The sequence below is a fragment of the Streptomyces sp. NPDC050439 genome, assembly GCF_040655335.1.
GTDB lineage: Bacteria > Actinomycetota > Actinomycetes > Streptomycetales > Streptomycetaceae > Streptomyces.
Genome location: NZ_JBFAJT010000009.1, coordinates 413,540 through 428,027, shown reverse-complemented (window position 1 = coordinate 428,027; position 14,488 = coordinate 413,540). Strand labels below are relative to the sequence as shown.

At 69.6% G+C, this 14,488-nt stretch carries 16 protein-coding genes; 7 read left to right on the top strand and 9 right to left on the bottom strand.

Annotated elements, in window-relative coordinates; genetic code table 11:
* Window positions 1–114: 114 nt before the first annotated feature.
* A complete protein-coding gene (locus AB0I66_RS34340; protein WP_363211912.1) occupies window positions 115–393 on the bottom strand; it encodes a DUF2530 domain-containing protein in 279 nt (92 codons plus the stop codon).
* 223 nt (window positions 394–616) lie between these two features.
* Between AB0I66_RS34340 and AB0I66_RS34335 the strand changes: the two genes are divergently transcribed.
* Window positions 617–2,065 (top strand): NCS2 family permease, encoded by a 1,449-nt coding sequence (locus AB0I66_RS34335; protein ID WP_363211911.1) that lies wholly within the window; start codon window positions 617–619, stop codon window positions 2,063–2,065.
* A 36-nt stretch (window positions 2,066–2,101) separates the two neighbouring features.
* Here the strand turns inward: AB0I66_RS34335 and AB0I66_RS34330 are convergent, their stop codons facing one another.
* A complete protein-coding gene (locus AB0I66_RS34330) occupies window positions 2,102–2,284 on the bottom strand; it encodes a ribbon-helix-helix protein, CopG family (protein ID WP_363211910.1) in 183 nt (60 codons plus the stop codon).
* A 144-nt stretch (window positions 2,285–2,428) separates the two neighbouring features.
* On the opposite strand from AB0I66_RS34330, the gene AB0I66_RS34325 reads away from it, so the two are divergent.
* Together AB0I66_RS34325 and AB0I66_RS34320 are read left to right on the top strand one after the other, a co-directional pair.
* Entirely contained in the window at window positions 2,429–2,866 is a 438-nt protein-coding gene (locus AB0I66_RS34325; protein WP_363211909.1) for a MarR family transcriptional regulator, read from the top strand.
* Between the two features lie 78 nt (window positions 2,867–2,944).
* The gene (locus tag AB0I66_RS34320) at window positions 2,945–4,282 is read left to right on the top strand and encodes an MFS transporter (RefSeq protein ID WP_363211908.1); all 1,338 of its coding nucleotides are present in this window, start codon (window positions 2,945–2,947) and stop codon (window positions 4,280–4,282) included.
* A gap of 12 nt (window positions 4,283–4,294) precedes the next feature.
* Here the strand turns inward: AB0I66_RS34320 and AB0I66_RS34315 are convergent, their stop codons facing one another.
* The 3 genes from AB0I66_RS34315 to AB0I66_RS34305 form a co-directional block, all read right to left on the bottom strand.
* A complete protein-coding gene (locus AB0I66_RS34315; RefSeq protein ID WP_363211907.1) occupies window positions 4,295–4,810 on the bottom strand; it encodes a GNAT family N-acetyltransferase in 516 nt (171 codons plus the stop codon).
* 248 nt (window positions 4,811–5,058) lie between these two features.
* Window positions 5,059–6,051, bottom strand: a complete 993-nt coding sequence (locus AB0I66_RS34310) for an aldo/keto reductase (RefSeq protein WP_363211906.1) — start codon at window positions 6,049–6,051, stop codon at window positions 5,059–5,061.
* 59 nt (window positions 6,052–6,110) lie between these two features.
* Window positions 6,111–6,662: a MarR family transcriptional regulator gene (locus tag AB0I66_RS34305; protein ID WP_363211905.1), complete on the bottom strand. Its 552-nt coding sequence runs from the start codon at window positions 6,660–6,662 to the stop codon at window positions 6,111–6,113.
* Window positions 6,663–6,677: 15 nt separating this feature from the next.
* Between AB0I66_RS34305 and AB0I66_RS34300 the strand changes: the two genes are divergently transcribed.
* Window positions 6,678–7,184: a carboxymuconolactone decarboxylase family protein gene (locus AB0I66_RS34300; protein WP_363211904.1), complete on the top strand. Its 507-nt coding sequence runs from the start codon at window positions 6,678–6,680 to the stop codon at window positions 7,182–7,184.
* Here the strand turns inward: AB0I66_RS34300 and AB0I66_RS34295 are convergent.
* Window positions 7,149–7,874, bottom strand: a complete 726-nt coding sequence (locus AB0I66_RS34295; protein ID WP_363211902.1) for an SGNH/GDSL hydrolase family protein — start codon at window positions 7,872–7,874, stop codon at window positions 7,149–7,151. The two genes, AB0I66_RS34300 and AB0I66_RS34295, sit on opposite strands and share 36 nt — an antisense overlap.
* Before the next feature lie 134 nt (window positions 7,875–8,008).
* On the opposite strand from AB0I66_RS34295, the gene AB0I66_RS34290 reads away from it, so the two are divergent.
* Window positions 8,009–8,998 (top strand): WD40 repeat domain-containing protein, encoded by a 990-nt coding sequence (locus tag AB0I66_RS34290; RefSeq protein WP_363211901.1) that lies wholly within the window; start codon window positions 8,009–8,011, stop codon window positions 8,996–8,998.
* Between the two features lie 10 nt (window positions 8,999–9,008).
* Here the strand turns inward: AB0I66_RS34290 and AB0I66_RS34285 are convergent, their stop codons facing one another.
* The gene (locus tag AB0I66_RS34285) at window positions 9,009–9,803 is read right to left on the bottom strand and encodes a TetR/AcrR family transcriptional regulator (RefSeq protein WP_363211900.1); all 795 of its coding nucleotides are present in this window, start codon (window positions 9,801–9,803) and stop codon (window positions 9,009–9,011) included.
* A gap of 131 nt (window positions 9,804–9,934) precedes the next feature.
* Between AB0I66_RS34285 and AB0I66_RS34280 the strand changes: the two genes are divergently transcribed.
* Both AB0I66_RS34280 and AB0I66_RS34275 read left to right on the top strand, forming a co-directional pair.
* Window positions 9,935–10,960, top strand: a complete 1,026-nt coding sequence (locus AB0I66_RS34280; RefSeq protein ID WP_363211899.1) for an ATP-binding cassette domain-containing protein — start codon at window positions 9,935–9,937, stop codon at window positions 10,958–10,960.
* A complete protein-coding gene (locus AB0I66_RS34275) occupies window positions 10,957–11,817 on the top strand; it encodes an ABC transporter permease (RefSeq protein WP_363211898.1) in 861 nt (286 codons plus the stop codon). Before AB0I66_RS34280 ends, AB0I66_RS34275 begins: the two co-directional genes overlap by 4 nt.
* A 137-nt stretch (window positions 11,818–11,954) precedes the next feature.
* Here the strand turns inward: AB0I66_RS34275 and serC are convergent, their stop codons facing one another.
* Both serC and AB0I66_RS34265 read right to left on the bottom strand, forming a co-directional pair.
* Window positions 11,955–13,073, bottom strand: coding sequence for a phosphoserine transaminase (gene serC / locus AB0I66_RS34270; RefSeq protein WP_363211897.1), 1,119 nt, complete (start codon window positions 13,071–13,073; stop codon window positions 11,955–11,957).
* Between the two features lie 9 nt (window positions 13,074–13,082).
* Window positions 13,083–14,393 (bottom strand): cytochrome P450, encoded by a 1,311-nt coding sequence (locus AB0I66_RS34265; protein WP_363211896.1) that lies wholly within the window; start codon window positions 14,391–14,393, stop codon window positions 13,083–13,085.
* Window positions 14,394–14,488: the final 95 nt, after the last annotated feature.

The following is a 14,488-nucleotide window of genomic DNA, read 5'->3' as shown; positions in this document are numbered from 1 at the left end:
GGGCGGGGGCTTCACCCCTTGAGTGGCCCAAAGATCCGACCACGGTAGGAGACGGACCGTCCCGTGGTCGTACCGGAGTCCCGTGGTCGCGCGGGCGGCTCCGCTACGAACGGACTACTCGCCGACGGAGGAGTCCGAGGCCGCCTTGCGTGCCGCGTCCCGCTTGATCGCCGCGTCGCGGCCCCGCACGTACCAGATGCCGATCAGGCCGAGGCCCGCTCCGGCCAGGCAGGTCCAGACCCACCAGGTGGCGTCGCGGTCGTCGAACCAGCCGTAGAACGGCAGCTGCACCAGGAAGAGGACGAACCAGAGGATCGTGCCGCCCGTGATGGTGGCGACGACGGGGCCCTCCAGGGGCTCGGGCGCCTCGTGCTTGGGGGTCCACTTCTCCATGCGCCTAGCTTACGAGCAGCCGAGGCGGGCTCCCGCGGGGGTCGGCGTGCCCTGACGGCACAAGGGTCTACGCGCGGAGATAGCGAATTCCCCTTCATGTATTCATACTGAAACCGCTCGTTAATGGCTGGTTGTTTTCGTAAGAACAAACAAATCGATCACTGGTCACCACTTAACGATCTTCCCCCTTTCTCTGCGTTTCTCTGAGTCCACGAGGTCCCGCATGCCTTCCTCGGCCACCACCCCGGTCGACGCCAGCAAAGAGCCGCCGAAGCCCCCGCAGGGTGGCATCGACGGCTTCTTCAAGATCACCGAACGGGGTTCGACCCTCGTCCGTGAGGTCCGAGGCGGCTTCGCCACCTTCTTCGCGATGGCCTACATCATCGTGCTGAACCCGATCATCCTGGGCAGCGCGAAGGACATGTACGGTCACCAGCTCGACAACGGCCAGCTGGTGACCGCGACCGCCGTGGTGGCCGCCTTCACCACGCTGCTCATGGGCGTCATCGGCAACGTCCCGATCGCGCTCGCCGCCGGTCTCGGCGTGAACACCGTGGTCGCCCTCCAGCTCGCGCCCCGCATGTCGTGGCCCGACGCGATGGGCATGGTCGTCCTCGCGGGCTTCGTCGTGATGCTGCTCGTGGCGACCGGACTGCGGGAGCGCGTGATGAGCGCCGTGCCGCTGGGCCTGCGCAAGGGCATCGCGATCGGCATCGGCCTCTTCATCATGCTGATCGGCCTCGTCGACTCCGGCTTCGTCTCGCGCATCCCGGACGCCGCGCACACCACGGTCCCGTTGCAGCTGGGCGGCGACGGGCACCTCAACGGCTGGCCCGTGCTCGTCTTCGTGCTCGGCGCGCTGCTCACGCTCTGCCTGATCGTGCGCAAGGTGCCGGGCGCCATCCTCATCAGCATCGTCGTCATGACGATCGTCGCGATGATCATCAACGCGGTCGCGAAGGTGCCCTCCTGGGGCCTGACGACGCCCGAGTGGCCCGGCAACCCCGTCGCGACCCCGGACTTCGGCCTGGTCGGTCAGGTCAGCCTGTTCGGCGGCTTCGAGAAGGTCGGCCTGCTCACCGGCATCCTCTTCGTCTTCACCGTGCTCCTGTCGTGCTTCTTCGACGCCATGGGCACGATCATGGGCGTCGGCGACGAGGCCAAGCTGACCGACGCCAACGGCAACATGCCGGGCATGAACAAGGTCCTGTTCGTCGACGGCATCGCGGTCGCCGCGGGCGGCGCCTCGTCCTCCTCGGCCACCACCTGCTTCGTGGAGTCCACCGCGGGCGTCGGCGAGGGCGCGCGTACGGGCTTCGCCAACATCGTCACCGGCGGTCTCTTCGCCGTGGCGCTGTTCCTCACGCCCATCGCCACGATGGTCCCGTCGCAGGCGGCCACGCCCGCGCTGCTCGCGGTCGGCTTCCTGATCCTGTCCGGCTCGATCGGCCAGATCGACTGGGCGGACTTCACCATCGCGATCCCGGCGTTCCTGACGATGGTGATGATGCCGTTCACCTACTCGATCACGAACGGCATCGGCATCGGCTTCATCAGCTTCACCGTGCTGCGTCTGGCCTCGGGCCGCGGGCGCGAGGTGCCGGCCGCGATGTACATCGTCTCGGGCGTCTTCGCCTTCTACTACCTGATGCCGGCGCTCGGCCTCACGTAAGGGCCCGCAATCACGTGAATGCCTACGGGGCGGCCATCAGGCCGCCCCGTAGAACTTTTCCGTCTCCTCGACGGCGCTCTGGAAGCGCTCGTCGAAGTCACCACGGATGAGCGTCCCGACCACGTAGTCCTGGACGCTCATCCCCCTCTTGGCGGCGTGCTGTTTGAGCCGGTCGAGCAGCTCACCGTCTATTCGCAGGCTGAGCACTGTCGATCCCATGCGTGCCAGGGTCCCTGCCGTTCCGCGGACCGCGTCTCACTTTCCGAGGCCACCTCACTCATATGGGTGACGAAAGGGTTCCGTGGCCCTTGTCGCGGGAAACCAGGTGGTCTTTAGCTAGAGTAATGAGTTACTCTAACGAACATGCTGGACCTCTCCCATGGTGACGACGCCGCCGCCGTGAACTCCCTGCGCTCCGCCGTGATGCGCCTGTCCCGTCGACTCAAGCACCAGCGGGTCGACGAGTCGCTGAGCCCCACCGAGATGTCGGTGCTCGGCACCCTCGCCCGCTGCGGCCACGCCACCCCCGGTGAGCTGGCCCGCAAGGAACACGTGCAGCCGCCGTCGATGACCCGCATCGTCGCGCTGCTCGAAGCCAAGGGTCTCGTCCGGCTCGAGCCGCACCCGGAGGACCGCCGCCAGAAGGTGGTGACCCAGACGGAGACGGCCGAGGCCATGCTCGAGGAGAGCCGCCGCAAGCGGAACGCCTGGCTGGCCGGCCTGGCCGAGCACCTCGACGAGGACGAGTGGGCGCGACTGCGTGCCGCGGCTCCCGTCCTGGAGAAGCTCGCGCACCTGTAAGCAGCAGGCACCTGTAAGCAGCAGGCAGTACGACCAGTACGAGTACGACCAGTACGACGCCAAGGAGGCGAACGCACTTTGAGTACGGGACCCGGAGCAGACTCCGCCCCCGCACCAACCACCCTCGACAAGACCCCTGCCGCAAAGCAGTCGATGTTCAGCTCGCTGAAGATCCGCAACTACCGGCTCTTCGCCTCCGGCGCCGTTGTCTCCAACACCGGCACATGGATGGCGCGCATCACCCAGGACTGGCTGGTCCTGAGCCTCACGGGCTCCTCGGCCGCGGTCGGCATCACCACCGCGATGCAGTTCCTGCCGATGCTCCTGTTCGGCCTCTACGGCGGCGTCATCGCCGACCGCTTCGCCAAGCGGAAGCTGCTCTTCTGCACCCAGGGCGCGATGAGCATCAGCGGCCTGTTCCTGGCGGCGCTCACGCTGAGCGGCAACGTCCAGGTCTGGCACGTCTACCTCGCGGCCTTCTTCACGGGCCTCGTCACGGTCGTCGACAACCCGACCCGGCAGTCCTTCGTGTCCGAGATGGTGGGACCCGACCAGGTCCGCAACGCCGTCTCGCTGAACTCGGCGAACTTCCAGTCCGCCCGCCTCATCGGCCCCGCCGTGGCGAGTGGTCTCACCGCCGCCGTCGGCCCCGGGTGGGCGTTCCTCGCCAACGGCCTGTCCTTCCTCGCGCCGCTCACCGGCCTGATGCTGATGCGCACCCGTGAGCTGCACCCCACCCCGCGCAAGCCGCGCGGCAAGGGGCAGCTGAGGGAAGGTCTGAACTACGTCTCCAAGCACCCCGAGCTGATCTGGCCGATCGTCCTCGTCGGCTTCGTCGGCACCTTCGGGTTCAACTTCCCGATCTGGCTGAGCGCCTTCGCGGACGACATCTTCCACGGAGGCGTGGGGATGTACGGCCTTTTCAACACCCTGATGGCGATCGGCTCCCTCGCGGGCGCGCTGCTCGCCGCCCGGCGCGGGACCTCACGCCTGCGGCTGCTCGCAGGGGCGGCGATCGCCTTCGGAGTGCTGCAGATCGTGGCCGCGTTCGCGCCCGAGCTGTGGATGTTCGTCGCGCTGATCGTGCCCATCGGCATCCTGGGCCTGACGGTGAACGTCACCGCCAACTCCTCGGTCCAGATGGCCACCGACCCGGAGATGCGGGGCCGCGTCATGTCCCTCTTCATGATGGTCTTCACCGGCGGCACGCCCCTCGGCGGCCCGCTCTTCGGCTGGCTCGCCGACGCGTACGGGGTGCGCGTGAGCATGGCCGCCGGCGGCGTCATCTGTGCCGTGGCCGCGGTCGGCGTCGGCCTGATGCTGGCCCGCGCCGCGAACCTGCGGCTCAAGGTGGATCTGCGGCGCGGGCAGCAGCACGTGCAGTTCGTGCCGCGGGAGCTGGCGACGGCGGCGTGAGCTGTTACCCGGTCACACCCGCCGGGCCAGGATCTGGCCCGGCCAGGTGCCGTCCTGCTCGACGAAGGACTCGGTCCGGGTGAAGCCGTTGCGCTCGTAGAACGCGACGAGCTTGCCGTCACCGCCCGCGTAGCAGTCGACCCGGAGCAGGGAGACCCCCTGTCTCCGGGTTTCCGCTGCCGCGTGCGCGAGGAGGGCGGCGCCCGCGCCCGTCCCGTGCCGGGAGGCCAGCAGGTGGATGTAGCGCTCCGGCTCGTCCACCGGCGCGATGTACGATCCCGGGCCGTCGGTCAGCGTGAGCGTGCCGACCGGCAGGCCGCCGATCTCCGCGATCCAGGCGGAGCCGGTGGTCAGATACTTCTCGACCAGGGCGATGGTCTTCGGATTGGCCGACCAGGGCGTGTCGCCCCACTGCCCGGTACGCCCCTGCGACACGAGCCAGGCGACGGCCTCGTCGAAGAGGGCGAGGACGGCGGGAATGTCGTCGGGACCGGCGGGCCGGATGGTTATGTGGCTGTGGCTGTCCATGCGGCTTTCTCTCCCCCACCCCGCCCCTTCCCGAAACTGGGGAGGTGGTCGGTCGACGGCCGTTGGGCGGAGGCGGTTAACCTCGACCACGTGGACCCGAAAACCAGGAACCGGATCATGGCCGGTGTGCTCGTGCTGATGTTCGTCGTCGTGGCGGTCGCGGCCGCGGTCGGCCAGTGAGGCGATGACCGCGGCCGCACGCACGCCCTGAATCACCCGCTGGTCAGCCGGCGGTGATCACCCGCTGATCACCAGGCGAAGGACTCCGGCGAAGGCCCGGGGCCCGGGAAGATCTCGTCCAGGGCGTCGAGCAGCTCGGCCGGGAGTTCCAGCTCGACGGCGCGCAGTGCGCTGGTGAGCTGCTCCGACGTACGCGGCCCGACGATCGGTCCGGTGATGCCGGGCCGGGTGAGCAGCCAGGCGAGCGCGACCTCGCCCGGCGCGAGGCCGTGCTTGTCGAGCAGGTCCTCGTACGCCTGGACCTGCGCGCGCACCTCTGGCTTCGCCAGCTCTTGGGCGGCCCGTCCGCCGGTACGCCGCTTGCCCTCGCCCTCCTTCTTCAGGACGCCGCCGAGCAGCCCGCTGTGCAGCGGCGACCACGGGATGACGCCGAGGCCGTAGTCCTGGGCGGCCGGGATCACCTCCATCTCGGCGCTGCGCTCGGCGAGGTTGTAGAGGCACTGCTCGCTGACGAGGCCGTAGCTGCCACGCCTCGCGGCGATCTCGTTGGCCTGGGCGATCTTGTATCCGGGGAAGTTGGACGAACCCGCGTAGAGGATCTTGCCCTGGGTGATGAGGGTGTCGATCGCCTGCCAGATCTCCTCGAAGGGAGTGCGGCGGTCGATGTGGTGGAACTGGTAGATGTCGATGTAGTCGGTCTGCAGGCGCTTGAGCGAGGCCTCCACCGACCGGCGGATGTTGACCGCCGAGAGCAGGTCGTGGTTGGGCCACGCGGGCTTTCCGTCGAGAGCCATGTTCCCGTACATCTTGGTGGCGAGGACGGTCTTGTCCCGCCGGTCGCCGCCCTGTGTGAACCACGTGCCGAGGATCTCCTCGGTGCGGCCCTTGTTCTCGTCCCACCCGTAGACATTGGCGGTGTCGAAGTAGTTGATGCCCGCGTCGAGCGCGGCGTCCATGATCGTGTGGCTGTCGGGCTCGTTGGTCAGTGGCCCGAAGTTCATGGTCCCGAGCACGAGTCGACTGACCTTGAGTCCTGTGCGTCCCAGCTGCGTGTACTTCATGGTTGCCAAGCCAACGACTTGGAGTGCGCTCTATGCAAGGGTGCGCGCCCGGCGGGCGGTCACGGGCCGCCGAGCCAGCCCGCCGCGTCGAGGCGGAACGCGTCCGGCGGCACGACCGTGCGCAGGTCGTCCTCCAGCGTGCGCAGGCGCCCCGCACCGAGCCGGCCGGCCCACTCCGCGTGCAGTGCGTCGAAGATCTCCGCCGAGCGGCGCAGGGCGTCGATGCCGTGCGGGGTGAGGCGGATGAGCTTGCGGCGGGCGTCGGCGGGGTCGTCGGTGCGTTCCGCGTAGCCGAGGGTGAGGAGGCGGTCGACGGTCTTGCCCGCGGCCTGCTTGGAGACGCCGAGCCGCCGGCCCACCTCGCTGGCGCTCGCGCCCCGTACGCCGATCGCCTGCATCGCGAAGCCGTGGGCGGGGCGTACGTCCGGGTGACCCTGGCGGGCCAGTTCGGCGTGCAGCCGGTCGATGATCGTGCGGAACCCGCCGAAGAGGAGCAGCGGCAACTCGAAGCCGCGCCCGTCGCTGCCGTCACTGCCGTCGCCGTCCGCAGAAACACCCTTGCCGGAATCGACAACCTGGTTTACCTTTTTTTCGTCAACCACGTTGTCCATCGTAGGGGGTACCTCTTGTTCGCCGAGCACACCGTGGAAACCGCGCCCGCCGAGTCCCGCGCCGCGATGGAGCGCACCGCCGCCGCCTTCGGGAAGACGCCGGACGCCGTGGCGCGGCTCGCCGAGTCGCCCGAACTGCTCAACGGCTTCCTGGAGTTGAGCGCGTCCTTCGAGGGGTCGACGCTGGAGCCGGTGGCGCGCGAAGTCGTCGTCATGACCGTCGCCGTACGCAACGACTGCCACATCTGCGTGACCCTGCACACCGGCAAGCTGCGCAAGCTGGGTGCGGACACGGAGCTGATCACCGCGCTGCGCGAGGGGAAGGCTCTGACCGATCAACGCCTGGAGGCGGTACGGCAGTTCACCCTGGAGTTGCTGGCGACCGCGGGCGGAGTCGGGGACGACGACCTGAAGAAATTCCTCGCCCACGGCTACACGAAACGCAACGCCCTCGAAGTCGTCCTCGGCATCGGCACGTACACCATGTCAACCCTGGCGAACCGGCTGACGCGGGCCACGTGACGCCCCCGAGGGGTCGTACGGGGCGGCAAGGCCCCACGCCTGGTGCATCGCTTCCGCGAAAGCCGCCGCCAGCCTGTGTTCGCCGCTCGCGTTCGGGTGCGTGCCGTCGTAGGTGTCGCGGTCGATGTCGTACGACGCCGGCGTCGAGGCCAGGAGCAGCGGGGAGGTGCCCGTGTCGAGGTCCGCGGCCGCCTTCGCGAGGAGCACGTTGAAGCGGGACACCTCCGCCGCGAACGGGGCGTCCGTCCTGGCCCGGATGTTCGGGATGACGGGGAGCAGGACGAGGCGGATGTGCGGGTTGGCGGACCTCGCCGCCGAGACGAAGCGGCGTACGTTCTCCGCCGTCTGTTCCGCGTTCGTGTAGAAGCCCAGGTCGATCAGGCCGAGGGAGATGAGCAGGACGTCGGGGCGGTTCTCCCGCACCGCGTCCGCCATCTGCGGCGCCATGTGCAGCCAGCCCTCGCCCCATCCCGCGAAGTGGTGGCGGGGGAAGTCGGGGTCGCTGCCGGCGTAGGCGTACGAGACCGGTTCGCCGGACACCTTGTCGTGCAGCGCGCTGCGCGGCCCCACCACCGCGAAGCCCTCCTCGCCGAGCGAGGACCGCAGGTGCTGCCACATCCGGTAGCGCCAGGTGTGTTCCCCCGCGCTGCCGATCGTCATCGAGTCGCCGACGAACATGAACCTGAGCATCCGCTCATCATCGCGGATCAACGCCCCGGCCTGCGATGTGAGGCTGACCACCCGATGTGAGGCCGACGACCCGATGTGAGGCTCAACACCTGGCCAACGCCCGCCCCGCCGCGCGGGGGTGGCAGGCTTGGCCCATGCGTTCACTGCGTTCTTCGATGGGTGCCGCCGCCGGGTGCCTGGTCCTGCTGAGTGCCGCCGGCCCCGCCGCCGCCGACGACAGCCACGACGGGTTCACCATCAAGGACCCCCGCATCATCGAGTCCAGCGGCCTCGCCGCATCCCGCGCCCACCCGGGCGTCTACTGGACGCACAACGACCAGGACAAGAACGGCGCGCTGCTCTACGCGGTGGACGGCAGGACCGGCAAGACCGTCGCCACGATCACCATGACCGGCGTCGGGAAGCCCCGTGACGTGGAGGCCGTCTCCGTCGGCGCCGACGGCAACATCTACGTCGGGGACATCGGCGACAACCTCGGCGGCACCTGGTCCCACGTGTGGATCTACAAGCTGCCCGAGCCGAAGAAGCTGGGCGAGCAGACCGTGCGCGCCACGCAGTACACGGTGAAGTACGAGGACGGCGCGCGCGACGCCGAAGCCCTGATGGTCCACCCGAAGACCGGCCGCATCTACATCGCCGACAAGAAGGAGGAGGGCGGCGCGCTGTACGAGGGGCCCGCCCAGATGTCCTCGTCCGGGGTCAACGTCTTCAAGCGCCTGGGCACCACCGGACTCTGGACCACGGACGGCGCCTTCTCGCCCGACGGGAAGCAGCTCGCCCTGCGCGGGTACCTCGGCGGCGTCTCGTACACCTGGAAGGGCGAGGGCAAGAAGCCCGAGCGCGAGGGGCGGCTGAGCGTGCCGTTGCAGCGGCAGGGCGAGTCCGCGACGTACACCCTGGACGGGACGACCATCCTGTACGGCACCGAGGGCGGGCAGAGCGAGGTCGAGCCCGTCGAGGTCGAGGGAGCGGGCGGCGGCCACGACTCCGCGTCCGGCGGCGGGAGTTCCGGTGAGCCGGGGGACGGCTCCGGGCTCGACGGTGACCTCAAGGTGGGCGGCCTCGCGCTGGCCGCGGTGCTCGTGGCCTTCTTCGGGCTGAAGCGGATGTTCCGCCGGAAGTAGCGGGCCAGGCTCACGCCTGCCCGTCGGCGCTCTTCTGCGTCTCGCGCTTGGCCACCAGCACGTCCAGGCCGTCCAGCAGGCGTTGCAGCCCGAACTCGAAGTGGTCGAACTGCGGGCTGAACGCGTCCTCGGACAGGCCCGCGAGGAGGGGATAGCGGCCGCTGGTCATGATCCGTTCGAGGGTCGGCTGCTGCGCCTCCCAGAACGCCTCGTCCGTCAGGCCGGTCTTCTTGACCGCCTCCACCTCGTGCACCTGGGTGCGGGCGACCCCGGTGACGTACCCCTCGACCATGACGACCACGCCGATCAGCTCGGGGTCGGTCAGGCCCATCGACTTGATCCCGGCCAGGGTCAGTTCGAGGCCGCCGACCGAGCCGGGGCCGAGCACCGGGCGTGCCTGGTTGACCTGCAGCAGCCAGGGATGCGCGCGGTAGAGGACGAGTGTCTCGCGGGCGTACGCCTCGACGGCCTCGCGCCAGCCGCCGGTCGGGGGCGCGGCGTCGGGGGCCGGCATGTAGACGCGGTCCAGCATCAGGTCGAGCAGCTCGCCCTTGCCCGGGACGTAGCGGTACAGGGACATCGTGCCCGTGCCGAGCTCCGTGGACAGGCGGCGCATCGAGACCGCCGTGAGCCCCTCGGCGTCCGCGAGCCGCACCGCCTCGGTGACGATCCGGTCCAGGGTGAGTCCGGGCTTGGGGCCGCGCGTGGGGCGCTCGCCCTCGCCCCAGAGCAGCTCCAGGCTGTGGACGATGTCGCTGCCGGTGCGCTGGGCGTGGTCGCCGGAACCGCCGTTCGTGCTCGTCATGAGGCTCAGCCTAATCGCCGGACCAGTAATTGGGTACGGTGTACCCGAAAAACTGGGTACGGTGTACTCTCTATTGAGTACGGCGTACCCAGAGGGGCTCGTACGGCGGTGCGGGAAGAGTTGGAGGGGCAGTGAGCGAGACGACGAACGACTACGCGGTACGGGCCGAGGGGCTCGACAAGCGCTACGGGGAGAAGAAGGCCCTGGACGCCTTCGATCTGCGCGTGACGCGCGGCACGGTGCACGGACTGCTCGGCCCGAACGGCGCGGGCAAGACCACCGCCGTACGCATCCTCTCGACGCTGGTGCGCCTCGACGGCGGACGGGCCGAGGTCGCGGGGGCCGACGTGGTGCGACAGCCTGACGTCGTCCGCGGCCGCATCGGGCTGACCGGCCAGTACGCGGCCGTCGACGAGGTCCTGACCGGGCGGCAGAACCTGGAGATGTTCGGCCGCCTCTTCCACCTCGGCGGCAAGCGGGCGGCGCGCCGCGCCCAGGAACTCCTCGAACAATTCGACCTGGTGGACGCGGCGGGCAAGGGAGCGGGCCAGTACAGCGGCGGCATGCGGCGCAGGCTCGACCTCGCGGCGTCGATGATCCTCGCGCCCGCCGTCCTCTTCCTGGACGAGCCGACCACCGGACTCGACCCGCGCAGCCGCCTCGAAGTCTGGGACACCGTACGGAAGTTGGTCGCGGACGGCACGACCGTCCTGCTCACCACCCAGTATCTGGAGGAGGCCGACAAGCTGGCCTCGCGGATCACCGTCATCGACCAGGGCCGCGCCATCGCCGACGACACCCCGGACGGCCTGAAGAACACGGTGGGCGGCAGCTATCTGGAGGTCGTGGTCCGCGACACCGCCGACCTGCCCGCGGCCCTGAAGGCCGTCGCCCGCGTCGCCGAGGGCGTCCCCGAGTCCGTCGACCTGGAGCGCCGCGTCCAGGCGGCCGTCACCGACCGGGTCGCCGCCCTGACGGACGTGGCGCGGACCCTCCAGGACCAGGGCGTCGCCGTGGAGGACATCGGGCTGCGCAGGCCGAGCCTCGACGACGTGTTCCTGCGCCTGACGGGACACCGCACGGAGGCCGAGACGGGCGCGGCCGCTCCCGAGGAAGCCACCGCCCGCATCGACGAGAAGACGGGAGCCGCGGCATGAGCGCCGTGCTGACACCGGAACCACTGACATCGGAACCACTGGCCGCCGACACCTCGCGCGGACGCCTCTACTGGGCGCTCGCCGACACCTGGAACGTCACCCGCCGCTACCTCACCCACTTCCAACGCCAGCCCATCAACATCGCCTGGCAGCTGGGCTTCCCCATCATCTCCGTGCTCCTGTACGGCTTCGTCTTCGGCGAGGCCATGAAGGTGCCCGGCGGCGGTGACGACGGCGACTACAAGCAGTTCCTGATGCCGGGCATGTTCGTGATGACCATGGCCTTCGGCTTCATGAACACCGCGATGGCCGTCGTCACGGACTCCACCAAGGGCGTCATCGACCGCTTCCGCTCGATGCCGATGGCACCGTCGGCGGTCGCCGCGGGGCGCGGCCTCGCCGACCTGATCGTGGCCTGCGCCGAGCTGACGATCCTCGCGCTCACCGCGCTGGCCATCGGCTGGCGGTCCAGCGCGGGCCTGCCCGAGACCCTGGCCGCCTTCGCGCTGCTGCTGCTCCTGCGGTTCAGCCTGATCTGGGTCGGCGTCTTCCTGGGCCTCGTGGTGCCGACCCCGGAAGCGGCGGGCGGACTCTACGCGGTCGCCTTCCCGCTCACCATGATCTCCAGCGTCTTCGTCGCGCCCTCGCTGATGCCGGACTGGCTCGCGCCGGTCGCCGCCTGGAACCCGGTCTCCTCCACGGGCACGGCGGCACGCGAACTGTTCGGCAACCCCGGGGCGGGCGGGGCGAGCTGGGTCGAGCAGAACGCGGTCCTGATGGCCGTGCTCTGGCCGATCGCGATCTCACTCCTGTTCCTGCCGCTGGCGGTACGCAAGTTCAAGCAGCTGAGCAGGTAGCCCCGTAAGGGGCGCGGGGAACTGCGCGACCAGCCACGACGCGCCCACAGGTGTGGACTGAGCGTTGTCTACGCAGAGATGGGGGCGCTCGGCAGATGATCCTGCCGAGCGCCCCCATCCACGTAGAACTGCCGAAGCTAGAGCTTCTCGATGACGTAGTCGATGCACTTCGTGAGCGCCTCGACGTCCGCGGGGTCGATCGCCGGGAACATCGCCACGCGCAGCTGATTGCGGCCGAGCTTGCGGTACGGCTCCGTGTCCACGATGCCGTTGGCGCGCAGAGCCTTCGCCACCGCGGCAGCGTCGATCTCGTCCGCGAAGTCGATCGTGCCGATGACCTGCGAACGCTTGGCCGGGTCCGTGACGAACGGCGTCGCGTACTTCGACTCCTCGGCCCACCCGTACAGGGTGCGCGAGGAGGCCGCCGTACGGCCGGTCGTGAAGTCCAGGCCGCCCTGGCCGTTCATCCACTCCAACTGCTCACCGAGCAGGAAGAGCGTGGCGAGCGCCGGGGTGTTGTACGTCTGGTTCTTGCGGGAGTTGTCGATCGCCGTGGGAAGGCTGAAGAACTCCGGGATGTGCCGGCCGCTCGCGTGGATGCGCTCGGCACGCTCGACGGCCGCCGGGGAGAAGGCCGCGATCCACAGGCCGCCGTCCGACGCGAAGGACTTCTGCGGGGCGAAGTAGTAGACGTCCGTCTCGGCGATGTCGACCGGCAGGCCGCCCGCGCCGGAGGTGGCGTCCACCAGGACGAGGGAACCCTCGTCCGAGCCGGCCACCCGCTTGATCGGGGCCGCGACGCCGGTCGAGGTCTCGTTGTGCGTGAAGGCGTAGACGTCCACGCCCGCCTCGGCCTGCGGCTCCGGGTGCGTGCCCGGCTCACTCGAGATCACGGTGGGCTCGGCGAGCCACGGGGCGAGCTTCGAGGCCTTGGCGAACTTGGAGGAGAACTCACCGAACGTGAGGTGCTGCGACTTGTTCTCGATGAGGCCGTGCGTCGCGACGTCCCAGAAGGCGGTGGAGCCGCCGTTGCCCAGGATCACCTCGTACCCCTCGGGGAGGGAGAAGAGGTCGCGCACACCCTCGCGCACCTTGCCGACCAGGTTCTTGACCGGGGCCTGGCGGTGGGAGGTGCCGAGCAGAGAGGTACCGGTGGCGGCGAGCGCGTCCAGCGCCTCCGTGCGCACCTTGGAGGGGCCCGCGCCGAAACGTCCGTCGGCGGGCTTGATGTCAGCGGGAATCTGGATCTCAGCCACGGGAGGAGCCTAACGGCTTTGGGCGTCGTGGCTTCCGGGTGTCCGTCCGGTGAGACCGGCGGACGGGCCGGTGATCACCGGCAGCTCGTACAGGTCGTTCTGCGTCACCACGGGCTTGTTCCGCAGTGCGGAGGGGTCGACCGCGAGGGTCAGCCCGGGGAAGCGTTCGTAGAGGGCAGGCAGTGCCACGCCCGCCTCGAGCCGTGACAGGGCGGCTCCCGGGCAGACGTGCGGGCCGTGGCCGAAGGCGATGTGGCGGTTCGGGGAGGTGCGGGTGATGTCGAAGGCGTCCGCCGTGGGGCCGTGCGCCCGCTCGTCGCGGCCGATCGCCGCGTACGACACGATCAGCGCATCACCCTGGCGGATCATCTTGTCGCCCACGGGTACGTCCTCCGCCGCGAACCGGATCAGGACGTGCGAGGTCGGCGTGGAGTGGCGCAGGGTCTCCTCCACGACTATCTCCCAGGTCGCGTCGCCGGAGAGGACGAGCGCCAGCTGCTCGGGATGAGCCGAAAGATTCACCACCGCGTTGACGATCAGCGAGATCGTCGTCTCGTGGCCCGCCGCGACCATCAGCTGGAGCGTGGAGACGATCTCCGCGTCGGTGAGGTGGTCGCCGTCCTCCGAGGCGAGGATCAGGGCGCTGGTCAGGTCGTCGCCCGGCTCGGCCCGCCGCGCCGCGACGACCCGGCCCATCATGGCCGCCAGCTCGCCCAGCGTGGCCATGACCTCGGCGGGCGGCGTCTGGGTGGAGAAGAACTTGTCGAAGAGGACCTTCAGACGGGGGTGGTCGGCGGCGTCGATGCCCATCAGGTCGCTGATGACGTACATGGGCAGCGGGTACGCGAACTCGGCCTTCAGGTCAACCACTTGACCGTCTCGGGTGGCTTGGCCGTCGTCGGAGGGGAGCCGGTCCAGGAGGTCCTGCGTCAGCTCCGCGATCCGCTCCCGCATCCGCTCCACCCGCCGCGGCGTCAGCGCCTGCGCGACCAGGGCGCGCATCCGGCGGTGCTCCTCGCCGTCGACCGTCAGCATCGAACGGCCCGGGTTGGCCAGGCCGATCAGCGGCCAGTCCGCGGGTATCTCGCCGCGCCGCCAGGCGCCCCACACCTCGATGTCCTTCACCAGGCGCTTGTCGGTGAGGAGTTGACGCGCCTCGGCGTGGTGCGTGACCGCCCAGACCGGTACGCCGCCGGGCAGCTCCACCTCGGCCAGCGGACCCGCCGCGCGCAGCCGGGCGCTCTCGCCGTCCAGGTCGGTGACGAAGGGGTCGAGGACAATGCGGTCGGGTGCGGTGCGGGCGGGGCAGCCGGTCGTCATCAGTGCTCTCCTCTGGGGCCACACGGGGTTCTGAACGGGGTTCCGATGATCAAGTCGCGGCAACTATAGGTGCGCGTCGGGCGTTTGACTGCGGT